This is a genomic window from Chryseobacterium soli, assembly GCF_000737705.1.
GTDB lineage: Bacteria > Bacteroidota > Bacteroidia > Flavobacteriales > Weeksellaceae > Chryseobacterium > Chryseobacterium soli.
Window position 1 is genome coordinate 551,384 of sequence record NZ_JPRH01000003.1, and the last position, 15,975, is coordinate 567,358.

The following is a 15,975-nucleotide window of genomic DNA, read 5'->3' on the forward strand; positions in this document are numbered from 1 at the left end:
GGTTGAAATATATATTAAGTCAGTTGTAATTGTTTGAATATGAAGGCGGAAATATTAGAACTCCAACAGCTTTAATTTAAACTGTATCGCAAAATTTTGTTTGAAATTGGGGGTTGTATAATAGCCCACGCGGTAAAACAGCCCTAAATTAAAATAGCTGGAAAGAAAATTATTCCATTCCAGACCTACTTCCTGATACAGGTGGTCCAGTTCTTTAAACCTGAAATCATGATATTCAGGATGCTTCATATCTCCGATAGTCCCCCTTAAGACAAAATCAAAGCTCGAAACATTCTGACCAAAGCTTTTTAGATAAAAAGGAAGTTTGTGGGTAAAATAATAGGCAATAAATTTATCATTATAATACTTTCCACCTTCCAGGGTGGCAAATCCCAGATAAGAAGTAAGGTTAAAATTAAGATCTCTGCTTGGAGAGGCCAGCCCGTTCATTGTAAAGTTTTTCCAGATCGGTGCTTCACCAAAAACCATTCCTCCATATAATCGAACGCCTGTAGTTCCCAACAATGACTTAAAGTTGTGTACGAAAAGTGCGTCAAAACGGGTATAATTAAAATCTCCGCCTAATATTTTATAGCTCTGCTCATAATTAAAATACAGTTCAGGGTATTTCTGGTCGATGAGGGATTTTCCCTGCGGAGTCATGATATTGGTGGAATTCGGGGAATATTTTAAGGTAAACAGCGTATTGAAATTTTCAAATGCCGCTCCCTGATTTCTGAAATTATAATCGAATTTGGCTTCCTCAAAGTTTCTTTTTGCCGCAAAAACAAGTGTAAGACCGTTGGTAATATCATTCAGATACGATAAAGTAGCTCCTCTGTAATGATAATATTTATCATTATTAAGGTTGTTTCCATAATTCATCATTCTCATTTTGAAATTCCAGAGCCTTCTGTAAAACTCACCGGAAGCAGTAACATCATTGTAATATTCAAGTCTGAAAAATGAACTTTTATCCAGAGTGGTCTTCATATCAAGACCAATTCCGTATTTCCATTTTTCATCCTTAAAACCGTAGGCAAAATAATAATCCGGCGAAAAATAAGGATTAAAGTTTTCATTCAGTTTAGCCTTTAAACCTACCCTGAAGCCTTCATATAAGTTATAGTTCACAATTTCATCAACTGGAAAATCTACGATGCCTACCCGGATCTGTCCGTTGATGAGGCCTGTGAGCACCTTCACTTTACTGTCGATATTGTATTTTTTACCCAGGCTGTCGATGGTCGTGTATGTATTTCTTTCTCGTTCGGTGAGTGGATCCGTTCTATATAAATCCAGCGATTTTCCATCCGCATTTTTCACAGAAAAAGTATACCCTTTAAAATCCTTAGCTTCCTGTTCTATGGGAGATTGATAGTCAAAATATTTTGAAGTCAGGACCGCATACGTTCCAAAATGCCGTTTGTCTTTTTTCTCGGGTTTATCGTTGGGCTTCTTTTTCTCGTCTTCATCCATAGCCAATCTGCTCATCCGAAGCTTAACTTTTTCATCCGACAAAAACCATTTATTGTTGTAGAAAACCCAGGTACTCGTAATGATTCCGTCGTTTTTCGTTTTGCTGAAGTTTTCAATTTTTTTAATTCCGTAGGTTTCGGTATCTATGTAGATTGCTCCGTTGTATTTTCTTTTCTTATCAGGCTTTTTGTAATTCACTTCACGGAAGCGGATTACGAAATTTTTTCTTCCATCCAGCTCAATTGTATCCGTTAGAAAAAAACGGTACAGACCGCGGTTTTCCTGTTTGATCTGATTCGGTATTTTATCCCGGTTACTTTGCTGCATCGCGATCATTTCATAGATGGGCTGCTTAAGACCGGAAATTCTATTGTCGAGGATGTTGATTTTTTCACCGTATTTTTGAGAATATAAAAACTCCTGAGCTCGTTCCCAAAGGAATAATTTACTCTTTGAAAATATGTTTTTGGCAGAAACATTATTCAGCGAATCCTTTTGCCTTTTCTTTTTGAATAAATTCGTTTCATTAAAAAATTCGTTGAACTGGGAAATGCTGTCTTCATCAATATCCATAGAAACCTTTTCGTAAGATTTATACGAATATGAACCCAGACTTTTCGGCGAATTTTCTTTAAATAATCTGGTGACTTTTTTCAGGATTTCCAACGCCCTCGGATCACTTTTATCCTGAATAACGATGGCTTCAATATCCGTTGTTTTTGATGAGTTTTTAAAAAGAGAAACCTGCATGTTTTTTTCTACAAAAGCAGATTCTTTTTGATGACCTTCTGCCTCAATTTCAATGTTTGAACATGTCGTGTTGAATTCTAAAACCCCCTGACTGTTGGTATATCCGAGAGTTGTAATACCACAGAAAATTTTTGCATGCGAAATAGGTACTTTATCAGTTTCGTCAATGACTGTGATTTTTGATTGTGAAAAACCAAAAAAAGACATCAAAAAAAATAAAAACAGTAAAACCCTTTTCATAAAAAAAACTAGTCAAAAGTAGTAATATTTATTCTTCCGGGAAAGTTTTGTTCATTGATATTCACATGAGTTTTAATAGAAGGTATCTTTATATTATAAAAGAAACGCCTGAAAATTCAGGCGTTTCTTTTATTTGGTAAGCTGTGCTAAGAACTTGAAAGTTTTCATTTCAAGTTCTTCTTTGGAGAGCTTATTGTTTTCAAATTCGATCGAAGTGTATTGTCCGTCTTCCTTTGAGATCAATGCATATCCGTTATATTTTTTGCCATTCTGTTGGTAATTGTAGCTTACAAATTTAGAATTGGGCTGATCCAGTTTTAATGAGATATTCTGAATGCTTTTTTTCTTTTTTAGTGCCTTCAGATTGTCCAGTGCATCACCATTTTTGGCTTCATAGCTGTGCATAAAAATGGAAGTGTTATCCGGTAATTTTACGGCAAGCTTTAATGAATCATCATAATTTTTCTGGATATAACTGTTGGCTTCTACATTGAGTTTCGCGCTAAGATCTAACGGTAAAAGAGTGTCTTTTTTTATCTTTTTTATATGATAGATGGTCATTTCAGAATCACCCAGCTTATTGATGCTGTCGTAGCTTTCGTAAAAAATATCATTTGATATATTCTGAATATTATTCCGGTAATTGTTCTTACTCTCCTCAATGGCACTGGTTACGCTTTGATACGATTGTGGCTGATAATTACTTGAATACGATGAATTGCTTGAACTGCTTGAATTTTTATTACAGGTCATCGCGATTCTGAAAATAGCGAAAAGTCCCAACACAACACTTAAGATCGTCCTCCAAACGGGTTTATTGTCCATTATTTTAAGTCTTCTTTAGTGATGGTAATTTCTTTGATCACTTTTCCTTTTACATCTGTATACAGGTATTTAAGATTTTTCACACCCAGTGCTTCCGTTTTGGAAAATATCTGTCTGATTTGTGGCATTCTAAGCATTTCGTCTTTTATTATCTGCTCTGCGCCATCCATTTCAAGCATTTTCTGATAGCTTTCCGGAACTTCTGTGGTGTACACGATGTTTTTGTTTTCATCAGCTTTAATGCTTATTACTTTTGTTCCTGTAGCCTTATCTTCCATCGGAAGATTTTTGTTGAAAACCTCCAGTACAGAATTAAGCTGAGAACTGGTGGCATTACCCGATGCTATAGAGCTTAGGTCCTGTTGAGTAGTTCCTTTAAGCTTATTTTGATCAATCGCTTCGTCTGCGATCACTCTTCCGTCTGCCCCATATATTTTAAGATTGAATTTTACGCCGCTGTCAAGCAGCTCCTGACCCAGCTTTTCGCTTTTAATTGCCTGTCCGATAAGTTGAGGAAATGAAGAGGTAATAAGCTGGCCTTCCATATCATCCGATCCCTGATGAGCAGTGTTTACTTCAATAGTAATTTCGTCCGGACCCGTAGAGGTTGCTTTGCTGGATTTGATCATAGAACTCACCATCATAGATGAAGATCTGTTATACATATCAACAAAATTGCGGACTTTATCGCTCTTTGACTGACATGAAAGTAATACAATAGAAGTAAAACAAATAAGTAATAGTTTTTTCATGGTAATTTTTTTTGAAAGATAATAAAAAAACAGAAACCCGAAAGTTTCTGTTCCTGTTTTAATTTTTATAGTGTTTTGAACATTACATATTCAAAGCTTTTTGGTATGCATTTTCAAGGCCGTCAAGGTTTTTACCTCCTGCCGTTGCAAAGCCCGGGTTTCCTCCGCCGCCGCCCTGAATCTCTTTAGCTAATTCTTTTACGATAGCTCCGGCCTGATAGCTCGCTGCCAGATCATCAGAAACACCCACTGTAATCATAGGTTTGTCGTCTGCATTAGAAAGGATAATCGTCACAGAGTTAGGGATTTCCTTCTTCAATTGGAAAACGATATCTTTTACAGAACCTGCATCCAGAGAAGTTTTTTTAACCAAAAGCTGCTTGTCGCCTTTTTGTTCATATGCATTTTTCCAGTCTCCGATTTCACCTTTTGCTTTTTCTCTTTTCAGCGCTTCCACTTCAGATTTTAAAGCAGCATTCTCTTCGATTAATTTCTCGACAGATCGTACAACGTCTTTAGATTTCAACAACTGGGAAAGCTCGTTGATCTGCTTTTCTGCATTTTTGAAATATTCCTCAGATTTATCTCCGGAAATCGCTTCAATCCTTCTGATTCCTGCAGCTGCAGAACTTTCTGAAGAAATTTTGAAATGTCCGATTTCGCTGGTATTTTTTACGTGAGTTCCCCCGCAAAGTTCTTTTGAACTTCCAAACTGGATCATTCTCACACTGTCACCATATTTTTCACCAAAAAGAGCCATTGCACCTTTGTCAATCGCTTCCTGAATTGGGATATTTCTAAATTCCTGTAAAGCAATACTTTCCTTGATTTTGTGATTCACTTTTTCTTCAACCAAAGCCAATTCTTCCTCCGTCATTTTATTGAAATGAGAGAAGTCAAAACGTAGATAATCAGGACCAACATAAGAACCTTTTTGTTCAACGTGAGTTCCCAAAACCTCTCTCAAGGCTTCATGTAAGAGGTGAGTAACAGAGTGATTTGCCTGAGAATTTTTTCTGTCGGTTGCATTTACTTTAGCATAGAAAAGAGCTCCTGCATCTTTTGGAAGACCGTTAATTAAAGAAATAATCAGTCCGTTTTCTTTTTTTGTATCTAAAACTTCGAAACTTTCCGTAGCATTTTCGAGGACACCTTTGTCTCCAACTTGTCCACCACCTTCCGGATAGAAAGGAGAGTTGCTTAATACAATCTGATAAAATTCTCCGTCTTTATTTTCTACTTTTCTGTATCTTGTAATATATGTTTGGGCTTCGATTTGGTCGTAACCAACGAAATTTTCATCTCTTTCTTCCAAAGTTACCCAGTCGTAGACTTTTTGTTCAGAATCACCTCTTGAGCGATCTTTTTGCTTCTTCATTTCTTCGTCAAAGCCTTTTTCATCAATCGTTAGACCTTTTTCTTCGGCAATAATTCGTGATAAATCTGCGGGAAATCCGTGTGTGTCATATAATTCAAAAACCAAATTTCCCGGAACAATGGTTTCTCCTTTGTTTTGGGTATCTTTGATGATGTTGTTAATTCTAATTAACCCATTTTCAATCTTATTAAGAAAAGATTCTTCTTCACTTTTGATAACTTCTGTTACCAAATTTCCTTGTTTCTCCAACTCAGGGAAGAATGCTCCCATTTGATTCTGAAGAACAGCAACCAACTGATAAAGGAAAGGCTCTTTCATATCCAGGAATCTGTAAGAATAAGAAATTCCTCTTCTTAAAATTCTTCTGATTACATAACCAGCGCCTCCATTTGAAGGCAATTGTCCGTCTGCAATCGCAAACGAAACCGCTCTGATGTGGTCTACCACAACACGGATCGCAATATCTTTTTCGTCTTCTAAAATTCCTGTATATTTTTTACCTGAAAGCTCTTCAACTTTAGCAATCAGCGGAGTGAAAACATCGGTATCGTAGTTGGAAGTGGTTCCCTGAAGTGCCATACATAAACGCTCAAAGCCCATTCCCGTGTCTACGTGCTGTTGAGGAAGTTTTTCTAAACTTTTATCTGCCTTTCTGTTGAATTCCATGAAAACCAGGTTCCATACTTCCACTACCTGAGGATGGTCGTTGTTTACCAGCTCCAATCCTGAAACTGCTGCTTTTTCTTCAGGAGTTCTCAAATCAACATGGATCTCTGAACAAGGTCCGCAAGGTCCGCTTTCACCCATCTCCCAGAAATTATCTTTCTTATTTCCATTGATGATTCTATCTTCAGAAATGTGAGATTTCCAGAAATCGTAAGCGTCCTGATCTCTTTCAAGATTTTCAGAAGCATCCCCTTCGAAAATGGTTACATACAGATTCTCTTTAGGAATTCCATACACTTCGGTTAATAATTCCCAGGCAAAAGCAATCGCATCTTTTTTGAAATAATCACCAAAAGACCAGTTTCCCAACATTTCGAACATGGTGTGGTGATAAGTATCTCGACCTACATCATCCAGGTCATTATGTTTTCCTGAAACTCTCAGACACTTCTGTGTATCGGCAATTCTAGGGGCAGTAGGTGTTTTGTAACCTAAGAAAAAATCCTTGAACTGCGTCATTCCGGAGTTGGAAAACATTAGGGTAGGGTCATCTTTCAGTACGATAGGTGCTGAAGGAACGATAAGGTGGCCTTTACTTTTAAAATAATCTAAAAATTTTTGACGTATCTCTTGTGATGTCATAGTTTTGCTTTGCGTTAAAAAATATCAAAAAGTTGATAAGTTGCAAATTTAAGATTTTTAACTGATTTGGAAATAAAGTTTTTTATTTCAGCCTATATAAAACGATTTTTTATTATGCCAGACTCAGCATGGATGGAAATATCTTATAAAATGTATGCTGCCTTTTTGTTGAATGGCAGAAGTTGAAATATTTTTTTTAGAAAACCTTTACTTTTTGGGCTTATATTTAATGATATGCTGGTTATTATTGAAAACTATACTGCATGAAATGTAATTTTGTTAAAAATTAATGTAATATATTCTGTAAAAAATAAAAATATCAGAAATAATTGTAACTTTATAATGGGACCGTGTGATCAATTTAAAATTTTAAACAATCAATTATAAATTTTTCTATTATCTTCGTTTTAGAGTTTTAATGATTCTCATGCCGTATGGAGAAAAATAATGTACTGAAAAGCTGGGTGGAACAGTACTCTGAACCTCTTTTGAAAAGAGCTGCTTATGTGCTGTCCGATAAAGATACTGCTAAAGATATTGTTCAGGATGTATTTCTTGCCGCCTTTTCTTCTTATGAATCATTTGAGGGGAAAAGTAAGCCTTTAACATGGCTGATGGCTATATTAAACAGGAAAGTTTCAGATTTTTACCGTAAAAAATACCACTCTGAACCTCATATTAAGCTTGATCATTTTTTTGATGAAACAGGTTCATGGAACAATAATGAGGTCCTTAATGACTGGGATTCTTCGGGTAAAGAAACACATCTTTTGGATGATGATGATTTTAATACCACGCTGGAAGACTGCATTGAAGATTTGCCCTCCAGATGGAAGATTCCGTTAAAAATGTATTATCTGCAGGAAAAAAAAGCACAGGAAGTAAGTCAGGAATTGGAGATTTCCACGACTAATCTATGGAAGATTTTACAGAGAAGCCGGTTACAGCTTAGAGAGTGCCTGGATAATAACTGGTTTAGAAAGTCATAAAGAATTGTAAAAAAATGTTGAAAAAATTTATTCATTTACTATTTCTGCCATGCAGTGAAGCCACACTGCTTATGGAAAAGCAGAATGCAGAAACGATTTCCAAAAAGGAAAACCGGAGGCTTGCCTTGCATCTGAAAATTTGTAAATGGTGCCGTGCCTATCAGCAGAAACTGAAAATTCTAGATGATATTTTAAAAAGAAAATGTTCTCATAAAAAAGAGAATGAAATTAATCCATCTGATATTCAGGAGTTTAAACATGAAGTAGCTAAAAAATTAGATTTATAAGACCTATTTTGTCAGGATTTTGAAATGGCTCCGACTATACTTTTGAAAATGATAAAGTATAACTCAAAATCTTAAAGACATGAACGGAACATCCACACCTATCAGAAATCATCCAACCTATGCACTTGGATATTATATTTCGCTGGCAGGGGCTTCACTTATTTTATTCTGGATAGGAATTTTCAAATTTACTCCCACCGAAGCAGCGGCGATTAAACCTTTAATAGAAAACCATTTTCTTACCTTTTTCGTATATCAAATAGCGGATGTGCAGACGGTGTCAAATGCTATCGGAGCGATAGAAATTATCATTGCAGCATTACTGATCTTTAGTGTGAAATTTGCATTTCTAAGGAAGTATGCCGCCATGGGAATGATAGGTATCTTTCTGGTTACATTAAGTTATTTATTTACAACTCCGGGAATATGGAAAATGGTGGATGGAGTTCCCGTCACTGATTTCTTTATCATCAAGGATGTGATGTTTTTAGGATTTGGATTAATGATCTATCAAATTGAGAAATAATGGACAATAATAAAAAGAGAAAAATGAAAAATATATTAATTGTACTCGGTATTATTCTGGGTATCGCAGTATTTGCTGCAAAGGCCGGGTTTTTAAACAACACTAAACCTAAAGAAGAGAAAAAAGAAAATCAAAAAATTATGGACAATAAGAACGTTAGAGAGATTTATTTTGCAGGCGGATGTTTTTGGGGGACAGAACATTTTTTTCAACAGATTCGTGGAGTGGTAGGAACTGAAGTAGGGTATGCGAATGGGAATATTAAAAATCCTACCTACGAGCAGGTCGTAAGCCATTCAACAGGTTTTGCCGAAACCGTAAAAGTAAAATATGATCCTGAGCAGGTAGATGTAAAATTATTGATCGACCTGTATTTCAAAACCATTGATCCTACCAGTGTAAACAAACAAGGAAATGACAGAGGAGACCAATACAGAACAGGAATTTATTCAACAGATAAAGATACGGAAGCTATCGTAAAAGAAGAAGTGCAGAAATTAGCCAAAAACTACGGAAAACCGGTAGTGGTAGAAACTATTGCACTGAAAAATTTCTATAAAGCAGAGGATTATCATCAGGATTATCTGGACAAAAATCCTGGCGGTTACTGTCATATTGAACCGGGATTGTTTGAAATGGCGAAAAATGCCAACCCGCTTCCTAAAGCAAAGTATCAGAAACAGGACAAAAAAAAATTAAAAAAAGAATTGACTTCAGAACAATATAGAGTTACCCAGGAAAACGGAACTGAAATGCCATTCAAAAATGAATACTGGAATGAAACCCGAGAAGGAATTTACGTAGATATTACGACAGGAGAACCTCTGTTTGTTTCTACAGATAAATTTGAATCAGGGTGCGGATGGCCAAGTTTTTCTAAACCCATCACCAAAAAACTGATTGATGAAAAACTGGACCGTTCTGCCGGAATGGATAGAGTAGAGGTCCGCAGTAAAACAGGTGATGCTCATTTGGGACATGTTTTTACAGATGGTCCTGCTGATAAAGGAGGCCTACGTTACTGTATCAACAGTGCTTCCCTGAAATTTGTACCGAAAGCAGACATGGAGAAAAAAGGATACGGAGAATATCTTCCGTTATTAGATAAAAAGTAAATGAAAGAAGACCGCTGAAAGGCGGTCTTTTTATTTTGTATTATGTTAGTTTTTTTTGATTTTAATGGCCTCCACAATCTTTTAATTTTTAAATCTTTCAATCCTTCAATTAAAAACATCTACCAATCTCTCTTTTTAAGAATCCAGTACGAACCAAAAACAAAGATAGCAGACCAAACAATACATGCAATTAAGCTTTCAGTAGGATACGTAAATTCATATTTTACCCCCATCATTTTAGCCATATCCAATCGCATCATTGGGTTAGGAATAAGGTTAGACATACTATCCAGCGGCAGAAGGTGAGAGATGAAAAAATCATCTTTCATTACTTTCATTCTTTCAGGCCCTTGAAGTCCTTTCACCTTTTGATAGGTTTCCACTACAGTAAAAATGCTCTCTATGACCCAATAGACAAAAAATCCAAGGAAAACGAACATTGATTTTCTTAATAACACAGATAAAAACATCAGGAAACAGAAGAATGTAAAAAGTTTTACAAAATAGTTTCCGATAAAAAATACTTCTTTAAAAACCGATTCTGAATCCGTTACCTTAGAATACTGATGGCCAAGGAATAACGTGATTAAAAATACAATCAGGGTAGAAACTACTGTGAAAATTGTAATAGTTAATAATTTGGAACCGATAAATTCCTTTCTGCTCAATCCGTCAATCGTATTCTGTTTGAACATTCTGTTGGTAAACTCCTGAGAAATCGAAAATACGATGATCAATCCTAAGAATATCTTCAGCAATGCCACAATCCATGTGGTGAAATTCCAGATCTCAGGGAAATTATAAATGCCTTGCTGTTTTAAATTAATGGTACCTCCGAAAACATCCAGATCCACTAATCCGATAAAAAGAAGTGCAATAAGAATCGCAAAATAGAGTATGGTGAAAACCTTGAATGGTCGGTAATTCAGGTTTTTGTAATATTCAAGTTTTAATAATTTAAGCATGAGTATTGGTGTTTTTTACAAGTTCAAGGAATTGAGTTTCAAGAGACAGTTTTTTCTTGTTAAGATGCGAAAGGAAAATCCCTTTTTCAGCAAGCTTTTGGTTAAGTGTAGAAGCTGAGATAGAAGCATCTTCACGGATCTGTGCTTTGACCAGTTCACCATCCAGTTTTACCGAAGTGAACCATTGCATTTCTTCCAGTGTGCTCAACAGTAGAGTATTGTTGTCTGCTTTTAACTCAAAATAACCATTGTTAGCCGTCATTTCATCCACTCTTCCGGAATAGATTGCGTTTCCTTCTTTCAATACAATAACGTGGCTGCAGATCTTTTCAATCTCATCCAGAAGATGGCTGGCAATAATGATGGTAATGCCTTGCAGTGCAATGCTGGAGATGATTTCCCTGATCTGGATGATTCCCTCAGGATCAAGTCCGTTGGTAGGTTCATCAAGAATCAGTACTTCGGGATTGTTTAGAATAGCAGAGGCAATGGCCAGACGCTGTTTCATTCCTAAAGAAAACGTTTTGAAGCCATCTTTTTTTCTTTCATACAATCCTACTGTTTTCAAAACTTCATCGATTCTTGCGTATGGAGTACCCTTGATTTCCGCTACAATTTTAAGGTTGGTTTCAGCGCTTAAATAAGGATAAAAATTAGGCTGTTCGATAATAGCACCAATTTTTTTCAGCACATCAGGACTTGTTCCTTTCTCTCCAAACCAGTACCAGTCGCCACTTGTAGGATTTATCGTTGAAAGCAGCATTCCGAATGTTGTAGATTTACCACTTCCATTAGGTCCTAAAAGACCATACACATTGCCCTTTTCTACATCAAAAGAAATATTGTTCACCACAGTTCTTTTGAATTTTTTTGTCAGATTTTTTACTGATAAAATTTTTTCCATGTAATTTGTTTTACATAGTAGTAGTGTATATAATTGATGAAATGTTACAAAGATTACAGGATATTTCGATTAATTATAATTTTTAAATATTAAATTTGATTGAATTAATCATGAGTTATGAAGTTAATTGAATTAGCAAAAGAGCTTAATGTTTCGGCGGAAGCCATCAAACAATTTATACAGGATTTTGATCTGGATCTGGGATCTTGCATCAGTACCAACTTTGAAATAAAAGACGATTTTGAAAAATTTGCCCGTGAAAATATAGACTTTTTAAGGCGCTATGAAAAAGATCTGGACAAGAATAAAACCGTGGAACAGATTGCTGAAACCATCAACCAGCCCAAAGAAAAAATTGAGCAGGCCATGAAAGACAGCAACCCCAATATCTTTGATAACGGGTTTTTCCGTTCATCCATTTCAAGCTATGGAATTGATCATAAATTAGGAGGAAACTATCAATTTGTCTACAATTATTTTGGTCATAAAACAAGCCTGCAGCACCGGGATTTCATAGGATACCGCGATTTGTTTTTCTATATATCTACCATGTTGGAACCATTCCTGAATCCACAGCAGATCAAAGACTGGGGAATCAATAAACCGGCCGGAATTATCCTGTACGGGCCTCCCGGAAGCGGTAAGATTTTCTGGGCCAACAAAATTGCGGAAATTATCGGTTACAAATTTAAAGAAGTCAAAAAACATTATATGGGAACGTCATTCGTAGATGGTACTCCCACCAATTTCAATGACTTTTTGGTCAGTATGATGAAAGAGAATAAAGTACTCTTGTTCATGGATGATTTTGATGAAATTATGATGCAGCGCAAAGCTGAAACAGATGTCGCATCCTGTAACCTCGAAACTCAGGAACTGATCCTTCATTATATCGGAAAATTTGAAAAAGAAGAATTACTGATGGTAGGTTCTGCAAACTCCGTATCAGAAATTGATGAAGAGATACTGTCTCCCGGAAGATTCGATGTCATGATTCCTATTTTTCCGCCCAATGCAGCGGAGCGTTCTGAAATTATCCTGTATGCCATGACGAAAGGACTTCAGGAAGATTCACTCCTTTATAAAATTCTTAAAAATAATAAAGCAGATAAAGTCCCTTTCTGGCACGATATCGCTTCCAAAATGAAGGTTTTCAGCAACACCATGCTGATTGATTTTACACAAAGTCTGAAAAAGCACATCAAAAACCTGTATCAGAGAAATAAAAACGAAAACTTAAAGATTGACCAGAAACTGTTGAATGCTGCATTACGAGAAGCCGCCGGAAAACTGACCGAAGAATATCTGAATCAAATTACCCGATTCCTGGCAGATGCTGTGATCAATAATTTTGATGATTTTCAATTGAGAATTCAGGCATTGAAAAAAGAACTCGAAACGTATAAAGCGGTGGAAGAACCACGAAGAGCCATCGGGTTTCATCATAATGGAGAGGAGAAAAGTCAGGGCTAATACTGAAAATACACATTCATAAGAATACCAATTACACAGTACTCATGAACAGCATCTGGGAGCTTGAAACATTTTACAGAAAACGAGATGTAATCATTATCGGAAGCGGTTTTACAGGACTTTGGACCGCTATTTCCGTTAAAGAAAAATATCCGGAAAAATCGGTTTTGATTATTGAAAGAAACTCTGTTCCGCTGGGTGCATCAACAAGAAATGCCGGGTTTGCATGCTTTGGCAGTCTTACAGAAATCATTGCTGATTCTGAAAAAATGGGTTGGGGAAAAACGCTGAAACTGGTAAAGATGAGGTTCGACGGACTTCAAAAAATTCAACAGTATTTTAACCATTCTGAAATTGATTTTGAATTATGCAAAGGCTATGAAATTCTTAATAATAACCAGGCTTTAGAGAAGATTAACGAGGTAAATGAAAAATTGAAACATATTACCGGAACCGAAAAAACATATTCTTTACAACAGGAAAAAATTAAAGAATTTGGATTGGAAAAATCTGAATTTTTAATTGAAAATCCTTATGAAGGGAGTCTGCATTCAGGAAAATTTTTGACGAAACTTTTAGAAAAATGCCAGGAATTAAAAGTTGAATTTCTTTTCGGAATGGAAGTTAAAAAAGTTGTTGAAAACCCTCATGAAATTGAAGTGCAGCTTTCGGAAGATCTTTCGATTAAATCAGATAGAATTATTCATTGTACAAACGCTTTTAGTTCAAAGTTTTTAAATAACGAAGAGATCATTCCGGCTCGCGGACAAATTATTGTAACTGAGCCAATAGAAAATATAAAGATAAAAGGAACTTTCCATTATGATGAAGGATTTTATTATTTCAGGAATCTTGGAAACAGAATTTTATTGGGTGGAGGAAGAAATCAGGATTTTAAAACAGAAGAAACTACAGATTTTGAGACTACAGAATTTCTGCAGAATCATCTGGAAAATTTCCTCAGAGAAGTTATTCTTCCCCATCAGAATGTTGAAATTTCCATGAGATGGTCAGGAATTATGGCAATGGGTTCTGAGAAAACGCCCATTGTAAAACAGCTTTCAGACAGGGAATTCTGTGTGGTAAGACTTTCAGGTATGGGAGTCGCTTTAGCTCCTAAACTTGGTGAAATTGTTGCGGAAATGATGTAATCTAAATTTAAAGTCCCAATATGTACCATAGTAATTGTGAGCCATCATTAAAAAAGTATATAAATGAAATATTTACCTTTTGAACATATAATTTACACTTCAAACCTATCTAAACGAGACATCATAAAAAGACTTTCTGACTGTATGGAAACAAAAGGAAATGGTTTTTTTACATTTAATAATAAATCAACAAAAGAATACGAAGGTTTTATTGATGATCATCATTTTGAAATCAATAGAATTATAAGGAACAGAAATTCTTTTCTTCCGCAAATAAGTGGATCAATACAAGAAAATAACAATGAAACACAAATTGAAGTTAAAATGAAATTGCATGTGTTTGTACTTATTTTCATGGTATTCTGGTGTTTATTTGTATTATTTTTTTTGATAATTGTATTGGTTGCAGTTGAAAAAATATCTTTTGTTGTATTAATTCCTATAGGTATGCTGCTATTTGCCTATGCATTAACTATGTTCGGGTTCAAAAGCGAAAGCATGCGATCAAAAGAAGATTTGAAAAAAATATTTGAGGCTAAATAATATAATTGTACTTATTCCAACTAAGAATCTGTGTAAATTCTTGAAATCTGTGGGAATACAACAAATATCCGTATTTTTGCAAAAAAGAAACATTCGTGATTAACAACGACCATATAAGAGAAGTTCAATCCAGAATTGAAGACCTTCACAAATATCTTCAGATTGATAAAAAAAAGATAGAAATAGCCAATGATGATGAGAAGACAGCTGCTCCTGAATTTTGGGACAATCCAAAAGGGGCCGAAGTTTTCCTGAAACAACTGCGTTCTAAAAAAAGATGGGTGGAGGACTATGAAGAAATCCGCTCTCAGTTTGAAGATCTGCAGGTTTTAATGGAATTTGCCAAAGAAGATCCCGATTCTGAAAAAGAACTGGATGAAGCCTTTCCGCAGCTGGTTGAAAAAATTGAAAACCTGGAATTCAAAAATATGCTTTCCAATGAAGGCGATGAGTTGTCTGCTGTACTGCAAATCACTGCAGGAGCGGGCGGTACAGAAAGTTGTGACTGGGCAGCCATGCTGATGAGGATGTATACCATGTGGTCTGAAAAGCAAGGCTATAAAATCCGTGAACTTAACTTCCAGGAAGGAGAGGTTGCCGGTGTGAAAACCGTTACACTGGAAGTTGACGGTGAATATGCCTTTGGATACTTAAAAGGTGAAAATGGAGTTCACAGACTGGTAAGGATTTCTCCATTTGACAGTAATGCGAAGCGACACACAAGTTTTGTGTCGGTTTATGTATATCCTTTAGTAGACGACACAATTGAGATCAACATTAATCCCGCAGATATTTCATTTGAAACCATGCGAAGTTCAGGAGCAGGAGGGCAGAACGTTAATAAAGTAGAAACGGCCGTTCGTCTTCGTCACGCACCTACAGGAATTATTATTGAAAACTCCGAATCCCGTTCACAGCTTCAGAATAAAGAAAAAGCCATGCAGCTTCTTCGTTCCAGATTATACGAAATGGAATTGGAAGAACGAATGAGGGCAAGAACAGAAATTGAATCCAATAAAATGAAGATCGAGTGGGGAAGCCAGATCCGAAACTATGTCATGCATCCTTATAAACTGATAAAAGATGTACGTTCCGGCCACGAAACTTCAGACGTGGATTCTGTGATGAACGGAAATCTTACACCGTTCCTGAAAGCCTTCTTAATGGCTGATGGTACCGCGGTTTCAGACGATGATCTCGACCTGTAAATATCATGTTTGGATTTTAGTTAAAAACTTATAATTAATTTCCTTTTGAAGTTTATTAAGCTTATTTTTGTTACTTATCAAT

The 15,975-nt window shown here is 35.8% G+C and carries 14 protein-coding genes; 8 read left to right on the top strand and 6 right to left on the bottom strand.

The genetic code is table 11. The annotated features are described in order from the left end of the window. Nucleotides 1–54: 54 nt before the first annotated feature. The 4 genes from IW15_RS09950 to alaS all read right to left on the bottom strand — a co-directional run bounded on the left by IW15_RS09950 (nt 55) and on the right by alaS (nt 6,732). Nucleotides 55–2,469, bottom strand: a complete 2,415-nt coding sequence (locus tag IW15_RS09950; RefSeq protein ID WP_034710940.1) for a hypothetical protein — start codon at nt 2,467–2,469, stop codon at nt 55–57. A gap of 129 nt (nt 2,470–2,598) precedes the next feature. After that, nucleotides 2,599–3,294 carry a hypothetical protein gene (locus IW15_RS09955; protein ID WP_131368538.1) on the bottom strand — a complete coding sequence of 232 codons (696 nt, stop codon included), beginning with the start codon at nt 3,292–3,294 and terminating at the stop codon, nt 2,599–2,601. Further along, nucleotides 3,294–4,046, bottom strand: coding sequence for a hypothetical protein (locus IW15_RS09960; RefSeq protein ID WP_131368539.1), 753 nt, complete (start codon nt 4,044–4,046; stop codon nt 3,294–3,296). The genes IW15_RS09955 and IW15_RS09960 overlap by 1 nt, the downstream gene beginning before the upstream one ends. Before the next feature lie 82 nt (nt 4,047–4,128). Continuing rightward, the gene (gene alaS, locus IW15_RS09965) at nt 4,129–6,732 is read right to left on the bottom strand and encodes an alanine--tRNA ligase (protein WP_034710949.1); all 2,604 of its coding nucleotides are present in this window, start codon (nt 6,730–6,732) and stop codon (nt 4,129–4,131) included. A gap of 434 nt (nt 6,733–7,166) precedes the next feature. On the opposite strand from alaS, the gene IW15_RS09970 reads away from it, so the two are divergent. The 4 genes from IW15_RS09970 to msrB all read left to right on the top strand — a co-directional run bounded on the left by IW15_RS09970 (nt 7,167) and on the right by msrB (nt 9,649). Continuing rightward, nucleotides 7,167–7,721 carry a sigma-70 family RNA polymerase sigma factor gene (locus IW15_RS09970; protein ID WP_034710952.1) on the top strand — a complete coding sequence of 185 codons (555 nt, stop codon included), beginning with the start codon at nt 7,167–7,169 and terminating at the stop codon, nt 7,719–7,721. 14 nt (nt 7,722–7,735) lie between these two features. Further along, nucleotides 7,736–8,008, top strand: a complete 273-nt coding sequence (locus IW15_RS09975) for a hypothetical protein (protein ID WP_034710954.1) — start codon at nt 7,736–7,738, stop codon at nt 8,006–8,008. A gap of 79 nt (nt 8,009–8,087) precedes the next feature. Further along, nucleotides 8,088–8,534: a DUF417 family protein gene (locus IW15_RS09980; protein WP_034710957.1), complete on the top strand. Its 447-nt coding sequence runs from the start codon at nt 8,088–8,090 to the stop codon at nt 8,532–8,534. A 23-nt stretch (nt 8,535–8,557) separates the two neighbouring features. Continuing rightward, nucleotides 8,558–9,649 (top strand): peptide-methionine (R)-S-oxide reductase MsrB, encoded by a 1,092-nt coding sequence (gene msrB / locus IW15_RS09985; protein WP_034711106.1) that lies wholly within the window; start codon nt 8,558–8,560, stop codon nt 9,647–9,649. A 119-nt stretch (nt 9,650–9,768) separates the two neighbouring features. Here the strand turns inward: msrB and IW15_RS09990 are convergent, their stop codons facing one another. Together IW15_RS09990 and IW15_RS09995 are read right to left on the bottom strand one after the other, a co-directional pair. Next, nucleotides 9,769–10,614, bottom strand: a complete 846-nt coding sequence (locus tag IW15_RS09990) for an ABC transporter permease (protein WP_034710960.1) — start codon at nt 10,612–10,614, stop codon at nt 9,769–9,771. Next, nucleotides 10,607–11,518: an ABC transporter ATP-binding protein gene (locus IW15_RS09995; RefSeq protein ID WP_034710962.1), complete on the bottom strand. Its 912-nt coding sequence runs from the start codon at nt 11,516–11,518 to the stop codon at nt 10,607–10,609. Before IW15_RS09995 ends, IW15_RS09990 begins: the two co-directional genes overlap by 8 nt. Nucleotides 11,519–11,635: 117 nt before the next feature. Here IW15_RS09995 and IW15_RS10000 point away from each other — a divergent pair, with 117 nt between their 5' ends. The 4 genes from IW15_RS10000 to prfB all read left to right on the top strand — a co-directional run bounded on the left by IW15_RS10000 (nt 11,636) and on the right by prfB (nt 15,893). Next, complete coding sequence (locus tag IW15_RS10000) at nt 11,636–12,991, top strand: ATP-binding protein (RefSeq protein WP_034710965.1); 1,356 nt, start codon at nt 11,636–11,638, stop codon at nt 12,989–12,991. A gap of 44 nt (nt 12,992–13,035) precedes the next feature. After that, entirely contained in the window at nt 13,036–14,142 is a 1,107-nt protein-coding gene (locus IW15_RS10005; protein WP_034710969.1) for an NAD(P)/FAD-dependent oxidoreductase, read from the top strand. A gap of 63 nt (nt 14,143–14,205) precedes the next feature. Further along, on the top strand, nt 14,206–14,685 hold the full coding sequence (locus IW15_RS10010; RefSeq protein WP_131368540.1) for a hypothetical protein: 480 nt from the start codon (nt 14,206–14,208) through the stop codon (nt 14,683–14,685). A gap of 95 nt (nt 14,686–14,780) precedes the next feature. Further along, on the top strand, nt 14,781–15,893 hold the full coding sequence (gene prfB / locus IW15_RS10015) for a peptide chain release factor 2 (protein ID WP_034710975.1): 1,113 nt from the start codon (nt 14,781–14,783) through the stop codon (nt 15,891–15,893). Nucleotides 15,894–15,975 lie beyond the last annotated feature (82 nt).

Excerpts from the sequence above, each read along its gene's own strand:
- IW15_RS09950 (WP_034710940.1), bottom strand. The coding sequence starts at position 2,469 with ATGAAAAGGGTTTTACTGTTTTTATTTTTTTTGATGTCTTTTTTTGGT.
- IW15_RS09955 (WP_131368538.1), bottom strand. The coding sequence starts at position 3,294 with ATGGACAATAAACCCGTTTGGAGGACGATCTTAAGTGTTGTGTTGGGA.
- IW15_RS09960 (WP_131368539.1), bottom strand. The coding sequence starts at position 4,046 with ATGAAAAAACTATTACTTATTTGTTTTACTTCTATTGTATTACTTTCA.
- alaS (WP_034710949.1), bottom strand. The coding sequence starts at position 6,732 with ATGACATCACAAGAGATACGTCAAAAATTTTTAGATTATTTTAAAAGT.
- IW15_RS09970 (WP_034710952.1), top strand. The coding sequence starts at position 7,167 with ATGGAGAAAAATAATGTACTGAAAAGCTGGGTGGAACAGTACTCTGAA.
- IW15_RS09975 (WP_034710954.1), top strand. The coding sequence starts at position 7,736 with ATGTTGAAAAAATTTATTCATTTACTATTTCTGCCATGCAGTGAAGCC.
- IW15_RS09980 (WP_034710957.1), top strand. The coding sequence starts at position 8,088 with ATGAACGGAACATCCACACCTATCAGAAATCATCCAACCTATGCACTT.
- msrB (WP_034711106.1), top strand. The coding sequence starts at position 8,558 with ATGAAAAATATATTAATTGTACTCGGTATTATTCTGGGTATCGCAGTA.
- IW15_RS09990 (WP_034710960.1), bottom strand. The coding sequence starts at position 10,614 with ATGCTTAAATTATTAAAACTTGAATATTACAAAAACCTGAATTACCGA.
- IW15_RS09995 (WP_034710962.1), bottom strand. The coding sequence starts at position 11,518 with ATGGAAAAAATTTTATCAGTAAAAAATCTGACAAAAAAATTCAAAAGA.
- IW15_RS10000 (WP_034710965.1), top strand. The coding sequence starts at position 11,636 with ATGAAGTTAATTGAATTAGCAAAAGAGCTTAATGTTTCGGCGGAAGCC.
- IW15_RS10005 (WP_034710969.1), top strand. The coding sequence starts at position 13,036 with ATGAACAGCATCTGGGAGCTTGAAACATTTTACAGAAAACGAGATGTA.
- IW15_RS10010 (WP_131368540.1), top strand. The coding sequence starts at position 14,206 with ATGAAATATTTACCTTTTGAACATATAATTTACACTTCAAACCTATCT.